This is a genomic window from Nocardiopsis sp. NPDC055879 (genome assembly GCF_053615935.1).
Window position 1 is genome coordinate 41792 of record NZ_JBSHCT010000012.1, and the last position, 21703, is coordinate 63494.

The following is a 21703-nucleotide window of genomic DNA, read 5'->3' on the forward strand; positions in this document are numbered from 1 at the left end:
GCTTTCGGCGTTGATATGGAAAACGATCTTCTTTGGCCCCGCACAATGGGTACGATCTCGGCAATCATGCCGTGACAGAGATCGGGTCGGGAAACCAGTGGGCGCACATAGTGAAGAGCGTGGAATGGTAGCGGGGAGCAACCCGAGGTGAGTGCCCAGCGTACTGGCGATTTGACGATCGGCGTCATAGGACCCCATGAGGTGGTCGAACGGGTCATGCTCATGGGTCCTGGGTCAACAGGACCTCTCAACGCCAGACTCATCGCCGCCGCGTATCGAGATGAGCAAGAGGCGACGGACAAGGTCGTCAGGCTGGGGTCGGCGATCGATGCCTATCTGTTCGCCAGCCCCGTCCCCTACGAGTTCGCGAGGAAGGCCGGCGTGTTGACCATGCCCGCGACCTTCGTGCCACTCGGTGGGGCGAGCCTGCACGAGGCCTTGCTCCGAGCGACCTTGGACGACCGCTTCGACCCGACCAGAGCGAGTCTGGACGTGCTCAGCCGAGCCGACGTGGTGGAGGCCTACTCCGAGGTCGACCTGCCCGTGGACGGGATCCACGTGCACGAGGAACTGACCAACACCGCCCAACTCACCTCGTTCCACGAGGGGCTTTGGCGGCGTAAGGCCACCCGGATGGCGATCACCTGCGTACGCGGGGTCGCCGAGCGTCTGGAGGCCATCGGGGTTCCGGTGATCAGGCTGCGTCCCACCAACGCCGGGGTGCGCAGCGCGCTGCAGACCGCCGGGCTGTTGGGCGCCCACCACCGCCTGGAAGAGGCCCAGCTGGGTGTCGTCGTGGTCGACGTACCGACCCTGCGCGACTCCTCCCGACGGTCCACGCCGCGTTACTGGCGTGAGGAACTGCGGCTCTCCCTGCACCGACTGCTGTTGCAGGAGGCGCACCGCATCAACGCGACGGCCCACCGTCTGGACGACCACTCGTTCATGATCACGGCCACCCGTGGCTCTCTGGTCACCGCGACCGAGGGGTTCCGGCAGCCGCCGTTCGTCGAACGGATCAAGGCGGAGTTGGGCATCGCGATCGAGGTGGGCATCGGTATGGGCCGCACCACCCAGGACGCGGAGTCGCACGCCCGCGCGGCCCTCAACCGCGCCCAGGCCTCCCGACAGAGCTTCGCGGTGGACCGTGAGGGACGATCCCTGGTCCCGGCCCAGCGCGCCCCCGCACGGCACTCCTCCGAACCCCTGCGCACCAAGGGCCGTGAGACCCTCGTGCGTCTTTCGGAGAAGATCGCCGAGGAGGACGGCCCCCTGGTCGTCGACGCGGAGAACGCCGGGCGGATGCTCGGGGTCACCTCCCGGACCGCGCGCCGGTTGCTGCGCACCCTGGTGGAGGAGGGCCTGGCCTGGCCTCTGCCGCCGAACCGCACCCTGCAGCCCGGCCGCCCACGTCAGCTCTACCGGCTGATCGTGGAGAAGCTGGACAAGGACTCGGCCGGCAAGTAGCCGCACGTACCGTCGACGGGGGCGGGTTCCCTTTCGGGAGCCCGCCCCCGTCGGCTTATGACCCGGTGACGAGGGTTCAGCGACGCTTGGCGTAGGCGGTGGCGACCGTCAGGAACGTGTCGTTCTCCTCGGGCGTGCCGATGCTGACGCGAACACCCTCACCGTCGAAGGGCCGCACCGAGACCCCGACCTCGGCGCAGGCCGCGGCGAAGTCCAGGGTGTCCTCCCCCGCACGCAGCCACACGAAGTTGGCCTCGGTCGGGGGCACCGTCCACCCGGAGGCCAGCAGGGCCTCACGGACACGCTCACGCTCCTTGACGGTGGTCGCCACCCGTTCCAGGAGCTCGTCCTCCGCGTCCAGGGAGGCGACGCCCGCGGCCTGGGCCAGGTGGTTGACCGCGAAGGGCACGAGGGTCTTCCGCACCGCCGCGGTCACGTGGGGATGACCGACGAGGAACCCGAGTCGGACGGCCGCCAGACCGTAGGCCTTGGAGAAGGTCCGCAGCACGGCGACGTTCGGCCGGTCGGCGTACAGGGCGATGCCATCGGGGACCTCGGGGTCGCGCACGTACTCGCGGTAGGCCTCGTCCAGGACCACGAGGACGTGGTCAGGGACGCGGTCGAGGAAGTCGACGAGTTCCCGTTCCCGGACCGTGGTGCCGGTCGGGTTGTTCGGGTTGCACACCAGCACCATGCGGGTGTCGTCGGTGATGGCGGCGAGCATGGCTTCGAGGTCGTGGGCCTCGTCCTTGAGGGGCACCCGGACCGACGTGACCCCGGACAGCTCCGCCAACAGCGGATAGGCCTCGAAGGAACGCCACGCGTAGACGACCTCCGCGCCCGGCTCGCCGACGGCTTCCAGGAGCTGCTGGAGCAGCCCGACGGAACCGGCGCCGAGGGCGACGTGCTCTACCGGCACGTCGAGGTGGACGGCGAGTCGTGCGGTGAGCTCGGTCGAGCCCGGGTCCGGGTAGCGGTTCAGGTCGACGGTGGCCCGGGTGATGGCGTCACGAACGGACGGGAGCGGACCGTAGGGGCTCTCGTTGGAGGACAGCTTCATGGAGCGCCCGTCGGGACCGACGACCTTGCGGCCGGGCTTGTAGGCGGGAATGGACTCCAGTACCGCCCGCAGATATGGCGATTTCGACTCCGACACCATTGTCCTTCCTCAATACTTTGTGCTAGCCCCGAGACACTCTCGGCAATGAGATGTCCGGGTTGGCCACCGCTCCAAGCGGAAATATCGCACAAACCAGGAGAAACCACCATGCGTTTGCGTCAATTCACCCGCACGGCCGTGGCCGTTTCGGGGGTGGTCCTCCTGGCCGCCTGCGGCGGTCAGGAACAGGATCAGGGCAACGACCCCAACGCGGAGGCCTCCGCGGCACTGCACGAGGCCCAGCCGGTCAACGTCCGGGACGCGACCCTGCTGGCCGAGAGCAGCGAGAGCGGCACCTATTCCGAGCTTGTCACAGTGCAGTACTCCGAGGAGGTGCGGGCCTCCACGGAGCTGGACAAACCCGAGTGCCTGGACGCCGCCAACCGCTGGGGCGACCTGGATTCGGTACGCGACGCGCCCGCGTCCGTGGCCGCCTACGAGTGGGAGCGGGGCTCGGTCTCGCACATCCTCGTCGAACTCGACGAGGAGTCCGCCACCGAGGCCCTGGGGACCCGGCCGCCGGAGACCTGCTCGGAGTACACCGCCACCTATGAGGACGGCAGCAGCTCCGAATACGGGGTCCGCGACCTCGAACTCCCAGAGTTCGGTGACGAGTCCCGTTCCTTCGCCATCCAGGTCACCGACGATGGCGGAGAGAACAACATGTACACCGTGATGTACCGCAACGGCGCGCTGCTCGGCACCACGTCGATCATGGGGCCGGGCGACCCCGAGGAGTACGAGCGAATGCTCGTGGACTTCACCGAGGCCGCCGTCGAACGTCAAGGACAGATGCTCGGCTGACCGGCGCCGAGACGCGAAGTCCGGTCAGACCTGGATCGGCTCCCCCTCGGGGTCGCCGGGGATCCCTCGCCCGGCCTCGCCCGGAGGTTCCTTGGCCAACGTGTCCGGTCTGGCGACACCCCGGCCCTCGACCTCGTCCCTCTTGGCCGCCTGACGCGGTCGGGGCAGCCTGCGCGGCGGCCCTTGGAGGTCGAGGGTGGTGACCGCGCCGAAGGTGGCGATCACCGAGCCGCTCTGACGGTCCACGAGGGCCGCGCGCACGCCGGTCCGGCGCGGTCCACCGACGCGCACCGCGTAGACCACGTCCACCCGTTGGCCGTGGCGCATCCCGTCGTAGCGCAGGAAGCGCCAGCAGCCGTGCCGCCAGGTGTCCTCGGGTTCGGTGGAGAGCATCACCTTGGCGTTGGTCCGCCAGACGTCGCTGCGCCGCAACCGGCTCAGGCTTCGACGTGGGGAGTGCTCCCGCAGGGCGCACGAGTCGGCACCGACCGTCCGGCCGAGGGCCTCGCGCAGTTCCGGGCTGAGAGCCGCGAGCAGGAGCAGTTCCACCCCGAGCACGACGCCGTGGGTCAGGGTGGGCGTGGCCGCCACGTCCCAGCCGTTCGGCGCCAGGCCGACGGTGGTGGCGGCCGCCACCGCGAGCAGGGACGCGCGGGTGAGCGTGCGCCACCCGATCGGTTCGCGGCTCAGACCGCCGAAGCATCCGCAGCCCGCCTCCGGGTCGCGCCTTCGCACCACCGACAGGACAACGACGGAAGCGGCGAAGAGCAACACCGTGAGCACTCGCGCCACCTCGCCGAGCGACCCGGTGAGGGTCAGCAACGCCACCGCCAGGACCACCTCCAGCAGGCAGGTGAGGACCGTGACGGGACGGCGCCATCCCTGCGGCACCAACACGGCGACTCCTGTGCCCTGCGAACGCGGGGCGGCCTTGGCCACCGCGCCCATCAGCAGCAGCGCCGCCAACAGTGGCAGCTGGACCTCGCGGACCGCTGCGAGGATCTCCGGGAACATCTACTCACCCCTCCTGGTTCGCGACGGTCACGGTCGCGTTGAAGCAGCCGGCCTCCAGCCGCCCGCCCAGGGCGACGAAGGAGATCATGGTGAGGGAGGCGATGCGTCCCGCCGCGTGCGTCCCACAGGACGGGCACAGGTCGCAGAACCAACTGTCGGCGGCGGCGCAGTCGAGGACGGGCACGACCGCCGTCTCCCGGGTGCAGTCGTTGCGCATGCTGAGGGTGGCGCCGGTCGACAGCAACGGCAGGGGTAGGCAGGGGGTGCGCCGGTCGCACCGTCCCTCGTGGTCGGCCCGGTCCAGGGACGGATAGGCGGCACCCGCCGCGTGGGCTCGCGGATCCAGGTGCGCGGAGCGCCCCCAGGCCGGGTCGTACCAGGTGGCGATGCCCTCGATCGTGCTGGAGTGTTCGCGGGTGAGCGGCCTGCGCGGGGCCGAGTCGAGTGGGTGTGGAGGCTGTGTGGTCGCCGGTCGCGCGGCCCAGACCGCGCCACCGCGCCAGACGCCGACGACGTCGAACAGGTAGCCGGGCTCCAGCCGCGGATGCCGGACGGAGACGCGCCCGGACGTGCGGTAGGGCATGACCACGGTGAGCCGAGGACGCCCGTGCCCGGGGTCGATTTCGAGGGTGTCGCCCTCACGGGCGATGATGACCCCGCTCGCACGCGCCGTCTGCGCCCAGACCCGTTCGGCGATCAGCCTCCCGTCGTGCGAACACAGCACCACGGCGTCGTCGCCGGGCCTCAGTTCGGTGGGAAGGACCTCACCGCCGCGCCAGAAGGTGGTGCCCCGTTCGAAGAGGAAGCGTTCCTCCCCGTTCGGGGTGGCCAGGCAGAGCATGTACGAGGTGGCGTCCACGACCACGCCGCGGACGACGCGGTGGTGGACGGGTGTGGGTTCGGGTGCCGCCGCCGAGCCGAGCAACGCCGCCGTGAACCGCCGACGGTCCCGACCACTGTCCATGATCACTGACATGTCCCTCGCGCCCCCTGCCGCCCGACTCGTCCATCCGTGACCCATTGTGACCCCGAGTCGCGCGATCGGCCGTTCACACGCCGACACGCGCCCGCTCGTGTCGATGAAGCGCCCCGCGAACACGACCTGATTCATGTCGCTTTCACGCGGTTTGTCGGCACGTGGTATCAAGCTGCCTGGGCGTTTGCGTTCACTATGTGACAGTTGAGGACCAAAGGCGGACGTACACCGCCGTGCACACAGCGATGCCGCTCGACGAGAGTCAGCGCCACCCGTGAAGGGCGGTGGTCCACGTGACGGGAACGACCCGGACTCCCAATTCCGAAGAGTTCAGCCGCTACGTGTCCGAGCGCGGGCCCGCGCTGCTCCGCATGGCCCGTTCACTCACCAACAGCCACGCCGACGCCGAGGACCTGCTCCAGGCCGCGCTGGTCAAGACCTTCCTCGCCTGGGGCCGGATCGCCGACCCCCGCGCCCGCGACGGATACGTCCGCCGGGCCATGGTCAACGCGCAGATCTCCGAGTGGCGCCGCAAGCGCCTGGACGTCTACCCCACCGACGAGATCCCCGAGCAGCGCGTGGACGACCCGACCTGGCGCAGCGACCTCGCCGACGTCGTGGGGCGCGCCATCGAACGTCTCCCCGAACGTCAGCGCGCCACGGTGGTCCTGCGTTACTACGACGACCTCACCGAGGCACAGATCGCCGAACGCATGGGCGTGACCATCGGGACCGTGAAGAGCACACTCTCCCGTTCCGTGGAGAAGCTGCGCCGCGACGCCGACCTCATCATCGAACGCACCACCGCTTGACCTCCACCATCGGGACCCGGCCGGACTACGGCGCCCCGACCGGGCCACCAGGTTTCCCGATGGTCTGAAGAACCTCGCCCCTTCTCGGACACGACCCCACCGGCTTCGGGAGCCCGACCCACGACTTCGTGCGGGGCCGTTTCGTACAGGGATTCGGATCGCGACTTTCTCCCGAATTCCGCCGCGTCGCTCGATCGTCCTTCTCCCGGCTGCCCGCAGGACGCATCGAACACCCATGCGATGCGGACGGTCCACAACGTCCCGCGGCTCCCCCGAACGGTGGTCGGTCGAAGCATCATCGGCCCGTCCGATCCGCCCGGCCGCCAGGAGGAACCCCGTGAGCAAACGCCACTCCCCCGCCACTCCGCCCCCAAAGGAAGGCCTGGACCTACCCGAACTCACCCCACCCCGGTGGAACCGACACGGCGACGCGATGCTCGACGCCTCCTGGCTCCGGATCGCCCGCCACATGCCCTCGCTCCTCGCCAAGGCCGCCGTTCTGGCCTGGCGGAGCGGCCCCCGCGACGTCGTCACGACCGTCCTGTTCAACCTCGGTTCCGGCGCCGCCACGGCCTGGGCCCTGATCGCCACCACCTCGGTCCTCGGCGAGTTCTTCACACAGGTCCCCACCCCCGAACGAGTGGTCTCCGCGCTCCCCTCCCTGGGGCTGCTCGCCCTGGCGCTCCTCCTCCGAGGCGGCTGTGGCGCCCTCGCCGGGCGCGCCCAGGCCCGATTGGAACCCAGGGTCGTCCTGGCCGCCGAACGGCGCCTGCTGCGCGACGCCACCTCCGTGGAGCTACGGGCCTTCGACGACAGCGAGTTCCACGACCACCTGTTCCGCTCCCACACCCGCGGCTGCGCCGAGGCGGGCACCCTGGTCCGACAGGCCGTCGACCTCCTGACCGGGTCGGTGGGCATCGTCGCCGCGGCCGGGGTCCTGGCCACCCTGCACCCGGCTCTGGTGCCGCTCCTGCTGCTCGCCCTGGTGCCCCAATGGTGGGGCGCCGCGGCCTCCGCCCGGATGCGCTACCGGATGATCCTGGCGTTCACCGAGGGACGACGCCGTAAGTACATGCTCGACCAGCTCATGACCGCTCGGGAGAGCGCGGCCGAGGTCCGTTCCTTCACCATGGAGCACCGACTGCTCTCCGAGTTCGACAGGGTCGCCCACCGAGAGCTGGACATCCACCTGGGGTTGGCCACCCGCCAAGCCGCCGTCCGCCTGGCCGGTGACACCGTGAGCGGTCTCGTCACCGCCGTGGTTTTCGCCGCGCTGGCCCTGTTGCTGGTCCAGGGGGCCGTACCGATCGCCGTGGCCGGGGCCGCCGTCGTCGCCGTCCGCGTGGCCCAGGGGGCGCTGGCCAACGCCCTACACGCGATGAACCAGGTGTACGAGTCGGGCCTGTACTTCTCCGACTTCGTGGCCTTCCAGCGGGAGGCCGCGGATCGACTGCCACGCCCCGGCCTGCGAACCGCCCCGGAGGGGTTCGACCGGATCGAACTGCGCGACGTGACCTTCGGATACCCGTCGGGCGAGGGGCCCGCCCTGGAGGATGTGAACCTGACCCTCCACCGGGGTCGGACGATCGCCCTGGTCGGCGAGAACGGATCCGGGAAGAGCACCCTCGCCAAGCTGCTCTCCGGCCTGTACACACCACAGAAGGGCGGTGTGCGCTGGGACGACACCGACCTGTCCGAGGTGGACGGGGTGAGCCTTCGCACACGGATCTCCGTCATCGCCCAGGACCACACACACTGGCCGTTGACCGCACGCGGCAACACCGTGATGAGCAGCCCGGAGGACACCGAACGCCTCACCCGCGCCGCCGAGGCCGCCCAGGCCGACCGTGTCGTGGCGGGTTTCGAGCACGGTTGGGGAACCCTGCTGGACAAGCGATTCGCCCACGGCGTGGAACCTTCGGGAGGGCAGTGGCAACGGCTCGCCGCGGCCCGTTCGTTCTACCGAGGCGATGACGGCGACGAGGTTCCCCTGCTCATCGCCGACGAACCCACGGCCGCCATGGACGCCCGCGCCGAGCACGGATTCTTCGCCTCCGTCCACACGCACGCCCGGCGCACCGGTGCCACGGTCGTTTTGATCACTCATCGCCTCGCCTCGGTACGCATGGCCGATCACATCGTCGTGCTCGAACACGGCCGGGTGACCGCCCAGGGCACCCACACCGAACTCATGACCGCCGGTGGCCTGTACCGGGAACTGTGGGAACTCCAGGCGGATTCCTACCGCGTCTCCGACGTCCCGGAACCCCGGTGACCCTGATCCACAGGGGAGACCGGAACATCCCGGTCTCCCCGCCCCGGATCCGTCCGGAGGGTTCGTTTTGCGCCCGGCCCCCGCGCTCTGTAGTCTGGTCGCAGCCAGGAGGATTCGCCTAGAGGCCTAGGGCGCCGCACTGCTAATGCGGTTGGGGGGCAACCCCCTCATGGGTTCAAATCCCATATCCTCCGCTTGATGAGAGGGGTCTCGTGCTTCGGCGCGAGGCCCCTTCGCTTTACCCGAAACCACTCCGGGCTCATCCAGGCGGGAACCCGCCCTCGTCGATGGGCCCGATCCCATCGGATCCGTTGGCGGGGCGTGGCGGGCCGAGTGTTCGCGTGACCGACGCTTCGGGTGGCCTCAGGCCGATCTCTCGGCAATGGAGTGGTAGGCGCGTTCTCGGCCTTCGAGGGTGTCCGTGACCATGGCTCCGAGGCTGTTGTGGATATGGGAGCGCACCAGCCCGGCCGCGGCGGCGCCGTCGCCGACGATGACGAGCTCCAAGATCCTGTGGTGCTGGTTCAGGTCTATCGTGCGCGGCTCGGCACCCGCGGGCAGTTCCAGACCGATCCGCCGATAACGGTCCGCCTTGTCCCACAGGTCGTCCAGAAGCCTGATCATCACGTCGTTGTGGGAAGCGGCGTAGATCGCCCGGTGGAAGGCCCGATGCGCCGCGATGGCCTCCTCGCCCCAGGTGCGGGTGACCGGCAAGAGCTCATCGGCCGCCGCCTGCATGGCGGCGATCTCCCGTTCCGTCCTGCGTAGAGCGGCGAGCTCGGTGGCGGAGGGTTCCAGCGAGAAACGGACCTCCAGCAGTTCACGCGCTTCGGATGCGCTCATGGGCGCCACGCGAACATCTCGGTGGGCGTCCATCACGACCCAGTCCTCGCTGGCCAACCGTCTCACCGCCTCACGCAGAGGGGTGATGCTCATCCCCATCTCCTCCGCCAGTTCGTACTGCGACAAACGTGACCCCGGGGCCAGCTCACCGGAGGTGATGCGACGGCGCAGCTCGGTGTAGGCCAGCCCGCCCTTGCTGGAGAAGACGTTCGCGCTGGTCATCGTGACCTCTCTCACAGGATTTCCGCCCACGGGCTTGTGGCCCTCGTCTCGGCCAGTATAGGCTCCGCATAACTTATAAGAGTCTTATAAGATCTATCTTCGCAGGAAGAGTGCTATGCGAATCGTTTCCGCCCACGTGGGGACCATCCCGATCAGCTCGTCGATGCGCAACGCGTACATCGACTTCAGCAAGATGGACTGCACGGTCCTGGCGCTGGTCAGTGACGTACTGGTCGACGGCGAGCCCTTGGTGGGTTACGGCTTCAACTCCAACGGGCGGTACAACGCCACGGCCATCCTGAACGAGCGGATGCTGCCGCGGCTGCGCAACGCCGCGGCGGAGGATCTGCTGGACGAGGACGGCGAGCTCTCTCCCGCCCAGGCGTGGGACGTCATGATGCGCAACGAGAAGCCCGGTGGGCACGGTGAACGCTCCGTCGCCGTCGGCGTGGTGGACATGGCGCTGCACGACCTCGCCGCCAAGGCCGCGGGTGTACCGCTGTACCGGTGGATCTCCGATCACTACGGTGACGGCGACCCGGACAAGGACGTCTTCGTCTACGCCGCCGGCGGCTACTACGCGCCCGGCAAGACCCTGGAAGACCTGCAAAACGAGATGCGCGGCTTCCTGGGCTCCGGGTACGAGATCGTCAAGATGAAGATCGGCGGCGCCGACCTGGCCGAGGACCTCGATCGCATCGAGGCGGTCATCGACGTTCTGGACGGCGACGGGTCGCGTCTGATGGTGGACGCCAACGGTAAGTTCGACCTGCGGACCGCGCTGGACTACGGCCGGGCCCTCGACCGGTACGGCCTCTTCTGGTACGAGGAAGTCGGTGACCCACTGGATTACGGTCTGAACGCGACACTGTCGGAGAACTACCGTCATCCCATCGCGACCGGCGAGAACCTGTTCTCGTTGCAGGACGCCCGGAACCTGATCCGCTACGGCGGGATGCGCCCGGATCGCGACTTCATCCAGGTCGACCCGGCACTGAGCTACGGACTGACGGAGTACCGCCGAGTCCTGGACATGCTCGCCCAGCACGGTTGGTCCTCCCGCCGGTGCGTTCCGCACGGCGGGCACCAGTTCTCGTTGCACATCGCCGCGGCCCTCAAGCTCGGTGGCAACGAGTCCTATCCCGGAGAGTTCCAGCCCACAGGGGGCTTCACCGACGACGCGGTGATCACCCGCGGTCGTGTGGCGCCGGGTGACCTTCCGGGCATCGGGCTCGAAGGCAAGGCCGAGTTCCACGACGTCCTCCGGGGCCTGCACGACTGACCGCCCGAGAACGGTGGCTCCCGGGCCGACCCACGGCCACGGGAGCCGCCGTCTTCGGCATCACATACGACCGCTCCGAGGCGGTACGCACGAACATCTGAAAAACGAGTTCCTCAAAGGAACCGATTCCACAATAAAATGGGCTCTTCCCCCTTGCGAATTATATACGAACCCATTTACCTTCATGGCCGGCGTCGAATCTGATGCCACCAGAGTCGCTTTCCCCCAGCAAGCCGAGCCGCGCAAAAGACCAAGAAGGCATGAAATGGCAAACACTTATCTGCATTCCATATGGGGAAACCTGTGGGTATCACACCGACAGATCAAGGAGCTCCTGACCTTCTCGTATCGCAGGAAGTCACCACGCGCGAATCTGGTGGCGGCCGGCGCGAACGACGGCGACGGTCCCGCTGAGACCCATGGCGGTACCGAGATCTCGGAATCGACTACGGAAGCGGATGGAGAGTCCGGTGGCCCCGGCCCCGGCTACACGCCCGCACGCCTCATCGGCCTGCTACTCGGTCCATTGCTGTTCGTGGCGACACTCGTGTTCTTCGAACCCGCGGGGCTCTCGCCGGAGGGGAGGGCGGTCCTCGCCACCACTCTGTGGGTCGCGACCTGGTGGATCACAGAGGCGATACCCATTCCGGTCACCTCCTTGCTTCCGGTCGCGCTCCTGCCGCTGAGCGGTGCGTTGGACGGTGATTCCGTGGTCGCGGCGTACGGCAACGACATCATCTTCCTGTTCCTCGGAGGTTTCTCCATCGCGATCGCGATGGAGAAATGGAATCTTCATCAACGTATCGCGCTCTCGATCGTCTCGGTGATCGGCACGAGTCCGCGTCGTATCATCCTCGGCTTCATGGTCGCGGCAGGTTTCCTGTCGATGTGGGTATCCAACACGGCCGCCACCATGATGATGATCCCCGTCGGAATGGCGGTGGTATATCAGGCCGCCCGTTCCCTGCGGGGTGGAGAATTCGCCGAAGACCTGCCGAAGTTCGAGAAGTCCATGGTGTTCGGCATCGGCTACGCGGCCACCATCGGCGGCCTCGGTACGCTCATCGGTACACCACCGCTCGCTATTCTTGCGGCGACCGTCGGGGAGCTCTTCGGTGAGAGCATCTCGTTCGGTGGATGGATGGTGTTCGGGCTTCCGATCGTCGTCATCCTCCTTGCCTTCGCGTGGTTCTACCTGACAGGTATCGCACTCAAGGTCAGGTTCAAGCACCTTCCCGGTGGCAAAGAAATCATCCGAGGAGAGAAGAGATCCCTCGGTAGAATGTCCACCGAGGAAAAGGCCGTACTCGTCGTTTTCCTCGGCGCCGCCTTCATGTGGGTGACCCGATCATTCATCTGGGAGGATCTTCTTCCGGGAATCAGCGACGGTGTCATCGCGATCGTCGCAACGGTGATCCTGTTCACGTTGCCGACTCGTAGCAAGGGAGAGCAGAGGATCCTCCAGTGGGAGGACTCGAAGAAGATCCCCTGGGGAATCCTCTTGTTGTTCGGTGGCGGACTGGCTATCGCCGCGGGGTTCGTCGAGACCGGACTCTCCTCATGGATCGGCGAGCAACTGCGCATGCTCGACGGGGTCAACGTCATCCTGGTCATCATCATCGCGACCGCGCTCGTGCTCTTCCTGACGGAGATCACCTCGAACGCTGCGACGGCAACGATGATTCTTCCGGTCATGGCGGCTTTCGCCGTTTCACTGAACATCCACCCGTACGCGTTGATGGTCCCCTGCGCGATGGCCGCGAACTGCGCATTCATGCTTCCGGTGGGCACCCCTCCGAACGCGATCATGTTCGGCACCGGAAAGGTGACGATCATCGAAATGGTCAAAACCGGTTTCTGGCTGAATATTATCGCCCTGATCCTCATCATCGCGGGGGTGCTCAACATGCTGCCGCTGTTCTGGGGGGTCGACCTCATGACCATTCCTCCCGGATTCCAGTGACCGGTTCGCACCGGGGTGAGGTCGGCCGATTCCTACGTGGTGCGGTCGAGGGATCCCTGGGCCGCGGCCACTCGTGCGACGCCTTCCGTCCGACCCCGCGGCGGTGCGGGATAGTCTGCTCGGGTGTCCGAGACGACGGCGTGGAGGGAACGGGTGCTCCGCCCCGTGCGAAGAGTGAGAGTCATCGACGCCCTACTCCCCACGGCCCTCGTGGCCCTGTCCTTCGTACCCGGAATCGCCCACCAGGGAGTCGACCTGGCGGAGCTGCCGGACGACCGGTCCTTGGACGCCCTGGGCCTGGCCCTCATCGCCGCCCAGACCGCGCCCCTCGCCCTCCGGCGCCGGTTCCCCGTCGCCTGCCTGGTCGTGGTCGCCGCCGCGTTCACCGCCTTCCAGCTGCTGCGCTACCCCACCGCCTTCGCCTCCCTCGCGCTGATCGTGGCCCTGTACACCGTCGGCACACTCCCGCCGCGCCGCCCCGTGCCGGTGGTCGTGGGAGCGGTCGCCGCCTACGCGCTCCTCTGTCACTCCCTGTACCTCGCGGGCTCACGTGCCACCGTGGCCGACTACTTCGCCTTCGGTCTCGTCCTGGCCGCGTGCTGCGCCCTCGGCGGGTGGGTGCGCGCCCGGGCCTTGGACGCCGAGGAGCGCCGCCGCCGGATGGAGGCCGACGCCGCTGCCGCCGAACGGGCCCGTATCGCCCGCGACCTGCACGACGTCGTCACCCACCACGTCACCTCGATGGTGGTCCAGGCCGATACGGCGGGCTACCTGCTCGGGCCATCCGACCGGGTGGGGACCGCCCTGGTCGGTATCGGGGAGTCGGGGCGGCGCGCCTTGGACGATCTCCGGCACCTGCTCGGCGTCCTGGACGCGAGCGAGGACCCGTCCGGGCCCTCGCTCGGCGAACTCGCCGGCCTCATCGAGCGCTCCCGCAGGGCGGGGCAGAACGTGGACCTGGTCGAGGACGGCGATCCCCGCCCGATGCGGCCCCAGGAGGAGGAAGCCCTGTACCGCGTCGTCCAGGAGTCCGTCACGAACGCGCTCAAGCACGCGCCCGACAGGCACGTCGTCGTCCGCATCGACCACGGGGGCGAGGCGGTCGGCGCCCGGATCACCACCGAGGGCGGCGCGTCCCCGACCGAGGGGACCGGATCGTCCCGACCCCGCCTCGGCGGCGGCCGCGGCTTGACCGGCCTGCGCGAGAGGGTGGGCGCCGTCGGCGGGGAGCTGCGCGCGGGTCCCTCCGACGACGGGGGCTTCACGGTGCACGCCAGCGTTCCCAGGGGGAAGTCGTGAACGGTTCATCCATCCGCGTCGTGGTCTGCGAGGACGACGAAGTGGTGCGCGCCGGGTACGCCGCGGTGCTCGACGCCCAACCGGACATGGTCGTGGTGGGGCAGGCCCGCGATGGAGCCGAGGCGATGAGCGTCATCCGGGACCTACGGCCCGACGTGGCGGTGATGGACATCCACATGCCCCACATGAGCGGTATCGAGGTGACCACCGCTCTGGCGGAGCCGCCGGACCCCCACCCGGTACGGGTTCTGATGGTGACGACCTTCAACCTGGACGAATACGTCTACGAGGCGCTGCGGGCCGGCGCGAGCGGGTTTCTTCTGAAGGGCGCCCCGTTGCCCGAGTTGATCGCGGGCGTGCGCACGGTCGCGAAGGGCGAGGCCCTACTGGCGCCCTCGGTGACCCGGCGGCTCATCGGCGAATACGCCCTGCGGATCCGCCCCGCCGATCCCGCCCCTCCCGTGGTGCGCCACGATCCGCTCACCGAGCGCGAGAACGAGGTGCTGCTCCTCATGGCGGAGGGACTGTCCAACGGGGAGATCGCCGAGCGGATGACGATCGCGCATGAGACCGTCAAGACCCACGTGTCGCGGATCCTCACCAAACTTCGACTGCGCGACCGGGTCCAGGCCGTCGTGTTCGCCTACCGCTCGGGACTGGTGCGGCAGGGCTGAGGGCCGAATCCCCCTGGAGAGCTACCGAAGCGCGCTCGCGCGGGTGATGTGGTCGTCGGGCCCCCTTCCCTAGCGTTGGGGACAGGTCAAAGCGCCCCCGCGCCCCACGTTCTTGGAAGTGATCCCGACATGTCTCATGACACCGCACCCGTGTCCACCCCTCGCAGGTTCCTGCGAACGGCCTCGCGTCTGGTACTCGTCCTGCTCCTGGTCGGCGCCCTGGCCGCACTCCTCCCGACCGTGACGGGCGCGGCGGGCACGTCGGTGTGGGCCCTGCCCCTCGGCATCGCGATGGCGGTCCTCGGTCTGTGGGCCTACCGGATCGTGATCCGCCGGGTCGAGGGGAGGGAGCCGCTGGAACTCTCCCGTGAGGGCGCGGCCCACGGCCTTGGGTGGGGGACGGCGGCCGGGATCGGCGTGTTCACCGCGACCATCGTGGCCATCGCCGTCTTCGGGGGCTACCGGATCACCGGTTGGGGGTCGTTCGAGGCGTTCCTCGCCGTGTGCGGACTGATGTGCGCGGTCGCGGTCGCGGAGGAGTTGCTGTTCCGCGGGGTGATCTTCCGAGTCGTGGAGGAGGCCACCGGGACCTGGGGGGCACTCGCCATCAGCTCCGTGCTCTTCGGCGGGCTGCACCTGGTCAACCCGAACGCGACCCTGTGGGGCGCACTGGCCATCGCCCTGGAGGCCGGTCTCATGCTCGGCGCCGCCTACGCGGCCACGCGTTCCCTGTGGCTGCCGATCGGCCTGCACCTCGGCTGGAACACGGCGCAGGCCGGGGTCTTCGGCACCGCCGTCTCCGGCAGTGAGGACGCCTTCGCCGGGCTGTTGGCGGGGGAGACGAGCGGTCTCACCATGATCAGCGGGGGCGCCTTCGGCCCCGAGGGCAGTGTCTTCGCGGTGCTGTTCTGCGGCGCGATCACGGTGTACCTGCTGCGCGTGGCCCACCGCAAGGGCCACATCGTGCCCCGGCGCGCGAGCCGGGTCTGAGCGTCGGATCCGAGGCGGCGCCGCCTGGGACACGGAACGTTTGAGTCATCGGGATCGCGGCCAGGGCAGAGGAGAGCACCGCTTTCGAAGGGGGAAACCATGTCCGAACACATTCCGTCGTTGCGCGTCTTCGCCTCACCGAGCCGTTACGTCCAGGGGCGGGGCGCGTTGGAGGAACTCGGTTCCCTGGTGGGCGCGCTGGGAAAGAGACCCTTGGTCCTGACCGACGACGTGGTGCGTGGTCTGACCGGCGAGATCCTGGAACGTACCTTCGCTCGGGCGAAGGTGCCGCTCACCTTCGAACGGTTCGGGGGGACACCCACCCGGGCGGAGTCGGAACGAGTGGCCGAGGTCATCGGGAAGGGCGGCCACGACGTCGTCATCGGCCTCGGTGGCGGCGCCGCGATCGACGCGGCCAAGGCAGCCGGTGACAACGCGGGTGTCCCGTGGGTGAGCGCGGCGACGGTGGCCTCCACCGACGCCCCCACCTCGGCCCTGTCCGTGGTCTACACCGAGGAGGGCTCCTTCGAGTCCTACCGGTTCTATGGCCGCAACCCGGCTCTGGTGGTGGTCGACACCCAACTCGTGGCGCAAGCTCCCACGAAGTTCCTCGCAGCAGGTGTCGGGGACGCGTTGGCCACCTGGATCGAGGCCCGTGCCCTTCGGGGTACCGACGCGGCCAACATGGTGGAGGGTCGCCCCACCCGGGCCGGGACCACCTTGGCCCGGTTGTCCTGGGACATCCTGTGGGAATCCGCGCTGCCCGCGTTGGACGCCGTGGACCGGAACCTGGTGACCCCCGACGTCGAAGCGGTCGTCGAGGCGACCACGCTCCTGTCCGGACTGGGCTTCGAATCCGGGGGGCTCGCGGCCGCGCACGCGGTGCACGACGGCCTCACCGCGGTCGACGAGACCCATCACCTGGCGCACGGGGAGAAGGTGAACATCGGCTCCCTCACCCAGCTGTTGTTGGAGGGTGCCGCCACCGCCGAGGTGGAGGAGTTCGCGGAGTTCACCGCACGGGTGGGGCTTCCCACCACACTCACCGAGGCGGGCTTGGGCGACGCCGACGATTCGGTGTTGGACCGGGTGGTGGAGGCCGCCATGGCTCCGGAGGAGACCATCCACAGGTTGCCCTTCACCCCATCGCACCGGGACGTGCGGGACGCGCTCCGTGCGGTGGAGGGGGTCGGCCGACGGGTCCGTGAACGCGCGGGGCTGGGAGAGCCGCGGTCGCCCGAGAAGGGTTGAGTCGACGAGGGTGCGGGACGGAAGGGGACGGGTCGGAGGGGCGGCGCGGGGAACCATGGCAGACTGGACCTTTGCCCTCCGACCTAGACACCGCACACGAGAAACGGGCCCATGGACAACTTGGAAATCATCGAAAGCGCCTCCGATCCGGCGGTCCGAAGGATCCTCGATGTCACCAAGAGTTCCAGGGCCAACATCAAGACGACCCTGATCGAGGACCCCGAGCCCCTCGTCCAGTGCCTCAAGGCCGGTGTGGAGTTCGCCGAGATCTACGGGATCGAGACCCAGCCGCCGCCCGAGGAGCTGATGGACCTGTGCCGGGAGCGGAACATCCCGGTCCGGTTGTTCGCCACCTCGGTCGTCAACCAGGTCTTCAAGGGCGAACGCAAGCCCAAGACCTTCGGTATCGCGCGGGTGCCGCGGCCGTCGCGGTTCAGCGATCTCGCCAAGCGCGGCGGGGACGTCATCGTGCTCGACGGGGTGAAGATCGTCGGCAACATCGGTGCCATCACGCGTTCGGCGCTGGCCTTGGGCGCTTCCGGGATCGTGCTCGTCGACAGCGACCTCACCAGCGTCGCCGACCGACGACTGATCCGTTCCAGCCGCGGTTACATCTTCTCCCTGCCGGTGGTCCTGGCCACTCGCGAGGAGACCATCGACTTCGTCCGCAAGGAGGGTGTCCCGATGGTGGTGCTCGACGCCGACGGCGAGGTTCCGCTCAAGTCCCTCGGGGACAACCCGGATCGGCTCGCGCTGCTGTTCGGCGGTGAGAAGGGCGGCGCTTCGGAGATGTTCGAGGAGGCGGCCTCCGCTTCCATCTCCATCCCGATGCTCACCTCCACCGAGTCCCTCAACGTGTCGGTGTCGGTCGGCATCGTGCTGCATGAGCGGACCGGTCCGAACTTCGCGGCCCACAGGGCCGACCGCCGCTGAGCGTAGGGGGCCGCTCCGAGATCGGAGCGGCCCCCTACCGTCTACTTCAGGCCCTTGCGGGCCAGCAGCGGCTCCATACCGGGCTCACGGCCCAGGAACTCGGTCACGGCCTCCATCGGGTCGACGCTGCCGCCCACGGCCAACACCTTGCGCCGGAAACGGTCGCCGTTCTCCCGGAGCAGTCCGCCGTTGGCCTTGAACCACTCCACGCTCTCGGCGTCCAGCACCTCACTCCACACGTAGGAGTAGTAGCCGGCGCTGTAGTCGTTGGAGAACACGTGCATGAAGTACGAGGTCCGATAGCGGGGGTGGACCAGCGGGTGCAGGGCACCCACCTTCTCCAGCGCCTCGTTCTCGAAGGCCAGGGCGTCGTCCACGGTCGTCCCGGGCTCGATGCGGTGCCAGGACCAGTCCAGCAACGCGGCGGCCAGGTACTCGAAGGTGGAGAAGCCCTGGTTGAACTTCTCCGCCGCGCTGAGCCGCTCCACCAGTTCGGTCGGGACGGGCTCGCCGGTCTCATGGTGCTTGGCGTAGTTGGCGAGGATCTCCGGCCAGGTCGCCCACATCTCGTTGACCTGGGACGGGAACTCCACGAAGTCGCGCGGAACGCTCGTGCCCTCCACCCGCGGGTAGCGAACCGCCGACAGCAGTCCGTGCAGGGCGTGGCCGAACTCGTGGAAGGCGGTCTCCACCTCGTCGAAGGTGAGCAGGGTCGGCCCCGACACCGGCTTGGTGATGTTGAGGTTGTTCACCACCACGGGCCGCTCGTCCATCAGGTAGGACTGCTCGACGAGGTTGTGCATCCACGCGCCACCGCGCTTGGTCGGCCTGGCGTAGGGGTCGAACAGGAAGAGACCCAGCGCGTCACCGTCACCGTCACCGTCGAAGACCTCCCACACCCGCATGTCGGAGTGGTATCCGCGCAGGTCGGAGCGTTCGGTGAAGGTGACGCCGTACAGGCGCGTGGCCGCGTACAGGACCCCGTCCTCGATCACCCGGCCCAGCTCGAAATAGGGGCGCAGGGCGTTCTCGTCGAAGTCGTAGCGGGCCTTGCGGACCTGCTCGGCGTAGTACGGCCAGTCCCACGGCTCGATGTCGTGACCGGCGTGCTCGGCCAGCGCGGCGGCCTCACGTTCGACGTTGCGCCGTGCCGGCCCCACCAGCTGACCGAGACGCTCCTCGACCGCGTCGACGGTCTTGGCGGTCTGGTCCGCGACCTTGTAGGCGGCGTGGTCGGGGTAGCCGCGCAGTCTGGCCTGCTCGGCGCGGATCGTCGCGACGCGCTTGGCGATCTCCAGGTTCTCCGGGGCACGCTCCACGCTGAGCTTGTAGAGCTTCTCGCGAGTGGCGCGGTCGTGCAGCCGGGCCAGGGCCGGCTGAACGGTGGTGTTGAGCAGCGGCAGCACGTACTCGCCATCGTTCTCGATGGCTTGGAGCCAGGCCTCGTCGAGCCCGTCGAGGTCGGAGACGTCCCGGGTGACCAGGGCGGACTCGGTGGAGGCCCGGACCAGGTCACGGGCGAACTCCGTGCCGAGCTCGGAGATCTCGGTGTTGAGTTCGCGCATCCGCTCCTGTTCGGCGTCGTCCAGGTCGGCGCCGGCCTGGACGAAGTCGAGCCGGTACCGCTCCAGTAGCCGGGATTCCTCCGGATCGGTGGTGGTGACCCGCTTGATGCGCTCCCAGAGCCCGCGGTCGAGCAGGATGGCGTCCTGGTGCTGGGTGGCCCTGGGGGCGAGTTCGGCTTCGAGTTCCTGGATGGCGTCGGTCGCGTCCGAACCTGCGAGGGTGTGCAGGACGGTCTCGACCCGCCGCAACGTGCGCCCGGAGCGTTCCAGGGCGGCGATGGTGTTCTCGAAGGTGGGTTCGGCGGGGTCGGCGACGATCGCCGCGACCTCGGCGAGGTGCTCGGCCACGCCCTGGTCGAAGGCGGGCCGGTAGTGCTCTTCGCGGATCCTCGCGAAGTCCGGGAGCCCGTAGGGCAGTGTGCTGGGTGACAGGAACGGGTTGTCGGTCAAGGGAACGTGCTCCTCGTTCGTCGGCGCCGGATCACGGCATCGGGGACGTCCGTGCTGTTCTATCGCGCGTCCCGCCACGTGTCACACGCTTACTCTCCGCTCAGGAGGGATGACGCCGCCACGAACGGTGGCTCAGGGCGCGCTCTCCCCTCCGGCGATGACGTGCGGTTCCGGCTTCGGTTCGGCGTCGGCGTCGAACGGCAGCTCGACGATCGGAACGTACCGTCCGATGGCATCGCCCGCGCTCTCGGGGCTGTAGCTGAGCGTGCCACCACCCGCCGTGACCTGGCTGTTGCGGGTGTTGAGCAGCATGAGCCGGTCCCGGACGGCCTCGGCCCTCGGTGCCACCGGCTCGTTGCCCTGCTCGTTGGTCATCCGGATGGCCGCGGCGGCCACCGCCACGGCGTCGTGGTTGACGAGCGCGTAGCCGTTGGCGAGCCGTTCGAGGTCGGTGTCGTGCTCGCCGAAGTGTTCCCGGTAGGCGTCGCGGAAGGCCGGGTAACCCTCCGGAACGCCCGGGGAACCGGCGGGCGCGTCGTTCCAGCGCGGGTCGAGGCCGGTGGCGTAAACGAGCGTGATGTCCTGTTCCTCGACGATCCGCATCTCCTCCTCCTGGTTGAGCATGCTCATCCCGGTGGAGACGAAGAGGACCCGCATCTCGCGATCGCAGACGCTGTACCTGAGGCTGTCCAGGAACGCGTCCAGGTCGGGTGCGCGTCCGGCGAAGAGGATGGTGTCGGCGTCGGTCGCGCACACGTTGCCGGACACGTCGGAGAACAGACCCGCGGGCGGGGTGTCACCGACGGTGGTGCCCCTGTAGGTCTGGACGGAGCGCCCCTCGGTGTACGCGCTCAGGTGTTCGTCATAGGCGCTCTTGAGGGTGGAGACGAACAGGTCGGGTTCGGTCTGGTCGTGCACGATGACGGCGCGGGCGGGTTCGTCGAGACCTTCCAGGTAGGTCCCCAGCGCCTTGACGTACTCGTTGTTGCTGGGCGCCACCCGGATCACCCCGGGCAAGGCGGGGTTCTCTTCGTCGCCGGCGTCGTCGATGCCCTCCGGTCCGTGCGCGAGCCCGTCGGCGGTGACCGCGGAGGAGACCATGGGGATGTCGTACCGGTGGAGTTCCTCCGCGACGCTCTTGGTCGACTCGATGCTGACCCCCAGACCGGTGACGGCGACGAGGGGGCGCTCCTCGTCCTGCGCCATGGCGACCAGGTCCTCCACGACCGGCTCCCAAGACCCCTGCCGCCCGCCCATGTTCGCCAGGACCAGCTGGATCTGGGGGGTGGGGTCACCGTAGGCGCGGGTGTCGTTGGCGCGGATCTGCGCGGTGTAGGCGCCCTCCAGGGCTCCGCGCATCCGGGTCGGGTCCATCGGGCCGACCTCCTCGAAGCTGAGGGTGCCCAGGAAGGCGACGCGGACGATGGGCTGCCCGTCGGCGAGGGCGTCGACGCGTTCGTTCTCGGCCCGAATGAGCCCGGAGACATGCTCGAACTCGTCGGCGAATTCGAAGGAGCCGTCCGTGATACCGACGCACTCGCCCTGGATCTGCCGAACGCCGCTGCCCGGGCCTCCGCAGGTGAAACGGTCTCCCACCATGAGGGCGGTCGCCACGACGACGAGGACCAACGCCGCCGCACCGCCCAGCAGCAGGATCCTCCTCCTGTTCCCGCCGCCTTCGTCGGCCGGGTCGGCCATCTGTGGTCACCTCATCCTGTTCGGCG

General features: G+C 68.6%; 17 protein-coding genes and 1 tRNA gene. 12 read left to right on the forward strand and 6 right to left on the reverse strand.

The annotated features are described in order from the left end of the window. Nucleotides 1–201 precede the first annotated feature (201 nt). Nucleotides 202–1467 (forward strand): transcriptional regulator, encoded by a 1266-nt coding sequence (locus tag ACWGKS_RS15845; protein WP_067605658.1) that lies wholly within the window; start codon nt 202–204, stop codon nt 1465–1467. Between the two features lie 76 nt (nt 1468–1543). On the opposite strand, the gene hisC is transcribed toward ACWGKS_RS15845, so the two are convergent. Continuing rightward, nucleotides 1544–2626: a histidinol-phosphate transaminase gene (gene hisC, locus ACWGKS_RS15850; protein WP_452522987.1), complete on the reverse strand. Its 1083-nt coding sequence runs from the start codon at nt 2624–2626 to the stop codon at nt 1544–1546. 108 nt (nt 2627–2734) lie between these two features. On the opposite strand from hisC, the gene ACWGKS_RS15855 reads away from it, so the two are divergent. Then, nucleotides 2735–3430, forward strand: coding sequence for a hypothetical protein (locus ACWGKS_RS15855; RefSeq protein ID WP_452522989.1), 696 nt, complete (start codon nt 2735–2737; stop codon nt 3428–3430). A 24-nt stretch (nt 3431–3454) separates the two neighbouring features. On the opposite strand, the gene ACWGKS_RS15860 is transcribed toward ACWGKS_RS15855, so the two are convergent. Beyond that, nucleotides 3455–4444 (reverse strand): MauE/DoxX family redox-associated membrane protein, encoded by a 990-nt coding sequence (locus ACWGKS_RS15860; protein ID WP_452522991.1) that lies wholly within the window; start codon nt 4442–4444, stop codon nt 3455–3457. Between the two features lie 4 nt (nt 4445–4448). Beyond that, entirely contained in the window at nt 4449–5420 is a 972-nt protein-coding gene (locus ACWGKS_RS15865; protein WP_358513012.1) for a hypothetical protein, read from the reverse strand. 284 nt (nt 5421–5704) lie between these two features. Between ACWGKS_RS15865 and ACWGKS_RS15870 the strand changes: the two genes are divergently transcribed. The 3 genes from ACWGKS_RS15870 (at nt 5705) to ACWGKS_RS15880 (ending at nt 8701) form a co-directional block, all read left to right on the forward strand. Then, on the forward strand, nt 5705–6232 hold the full coding sequence (locus ACWGKS_RS15870; protein ID WP_358513014.1) for a SigE family RNA polymerase sigma factor: 528 nt from the start codon (nt 5705–5707) through the stop codon (nt 6230–6232). A gap of 433 nt (nt 6233–6665) precedes the next feature. After that, nucleotides 6666–8507, forward strand: a complete 1842-nt coding sequence (locus ACWGKS_RS15875) for an ABC transporter ATP-binding protein (RefSeq protein WP_452523080.1) — start codon at nt 6666–6668, stop codon at nt 8505–8507. Between the two features lie 107 nt (nt 8508–8614). Beyond that, nucleotides 8615–8701 (forward strand) — tRNA-Ser (locus ACWGKS_RS15880). 169 nt (nt 8702–8870) lie between these two features. Here the strand turns inward: ACWGKS_RS15880 and ACWGKS_RS15885 are convergent. Continuing rightward, on the reverse strand, nt 8871–9572 hold the full coding sequence (locus tag ACWGKS_RS15885) for a GntR family transcriptional regulator (protein ID WP_358513018.1): 702 nt from the start codon (nt 9570–9572) through the stop codon (nt 8871–8873). 115 nt (nt 9573–9687) lie between these two features. Between ACWGKS_RS15885 and ACWGKS_RS15890 the strand changes: the two genes are divergently transcribed. The 7 genes from ACWGKS_RS15890 to nshR all read left to right on the forward strand — a co-directional run bounded on the left by ACWGKS_RS15890 (nt 9688) and on the right by nshR (nt 17964). Next, nucleotides 9688–10854 (forward strand): enolase C-terminal domain-like protein, encoded by a 1167-nt coding sequence (locus ACWGKS_RS15890; RefSeq protein ID WP_452522993.1) that lies wholly within the window; start codon nt 9688–9690, stop codon nt 10852–10854. A 265-nt stretch (nt 10855–11119) separates the two neighbouring features. Continuing rightward, nucleotides 11120–12817, forward strand: coding sequence for an SLC13 family permease (locus tag ACWGKS_RS15895; protein WP_358515981.1), 1698 nt, complete (start codon nt 11120–11122; stop codon nt 12815–12817). Between the two features lie 123 nt (nt 12818–12940). Further along, nucleotides 12941–14116: a sensor histidine kinase gene (locus tag ACWGKS_RS15900; RefSeq protein ID WP_358515984.1), complete on the forward strand. Its 1176-nt coding sequence runs from the start codon at nt 12941–12943 to the stop codon at nt 14114–14116. Then, nucleotides 14113–14790 (forward strand): response regulator transcription factor, encoded by a 678-nt coding sequence (locus ACWGKS_RS15905; RefSeq protein ID WP_358515987.1) that lies wholly within the window; start codon nt 14113–14115, stop codon nt 14788–14790. The genes ACWGKS_RS15900 and ACWGKS_RS15905 overlap by 4 nt, the downstream gene beginning before the upstream one ends. A gap of 129 nt (nt 14791–14919) precedes the next feature. Beyond that, nucleotides 14920–15780, forward strand: coding sequence for a CPBP family intramembrane glutamic endopeptidase (locus tag ACWGKS_RS15910; RefSeq protein WP_358515989.1), 861 nt, complete (start codon nt 14920–14922; stop codon nt 15778–15780). A gap of 99 nt (nt 15781–15879) precedes the next feature. After that, complete coding sequence (locus ACWGKS_RS15915; RefSeq protein ID WP_358515993.1) at nt 15880–17031, forward strand: glycerol dehydrogenase; 1152 nt, start codon at nt 15880–15882, stop codon at nt 17029–17031. 111 nt (nt 17032–17142) lie between these two features. Further along, nucleotides 17143–17964: an NshR/TsnR family 23S rRNA methyltransferase gene (nshR, locus tag ACWGKS_RS15920; protein ID WP_358515996.1), complete on the forward strand. Its 822-nt coding sequence runs from the start codon at nt 17143–17145 to the stop codon at nt 17962–17964. Nucleotides 17965–18005: 41 nt separating this feature from the next. Here nshR and ACWGKS_RS15925 read toward each other — a convergent pair whose 3' ends face one another. After that, nucleotides 18006–19979, reverse strand: a complete 1974-nt coding sequence (locus ACWGKS_RS15925) for a M3 family metallopeptidase (RefSeq protein WP_452456146.1) — start codon at nt 19977–19979, stop codon at nt 18006–18008. Between the two features lie 132 nt (nt 19980–20111). Next, nucleotides 20112–21677, reverse strand: coding sequence for an ABC transporter substrate-binding protein (locus ACWGKS_RS15930; RefSeq protein ID WP_358508445.1), 1566 nt, complete (start codon nt 21675–21677; stop codon nt 20112–20114). Nucleotides 21678–21703: the final 26 nt, after the last annotated feature.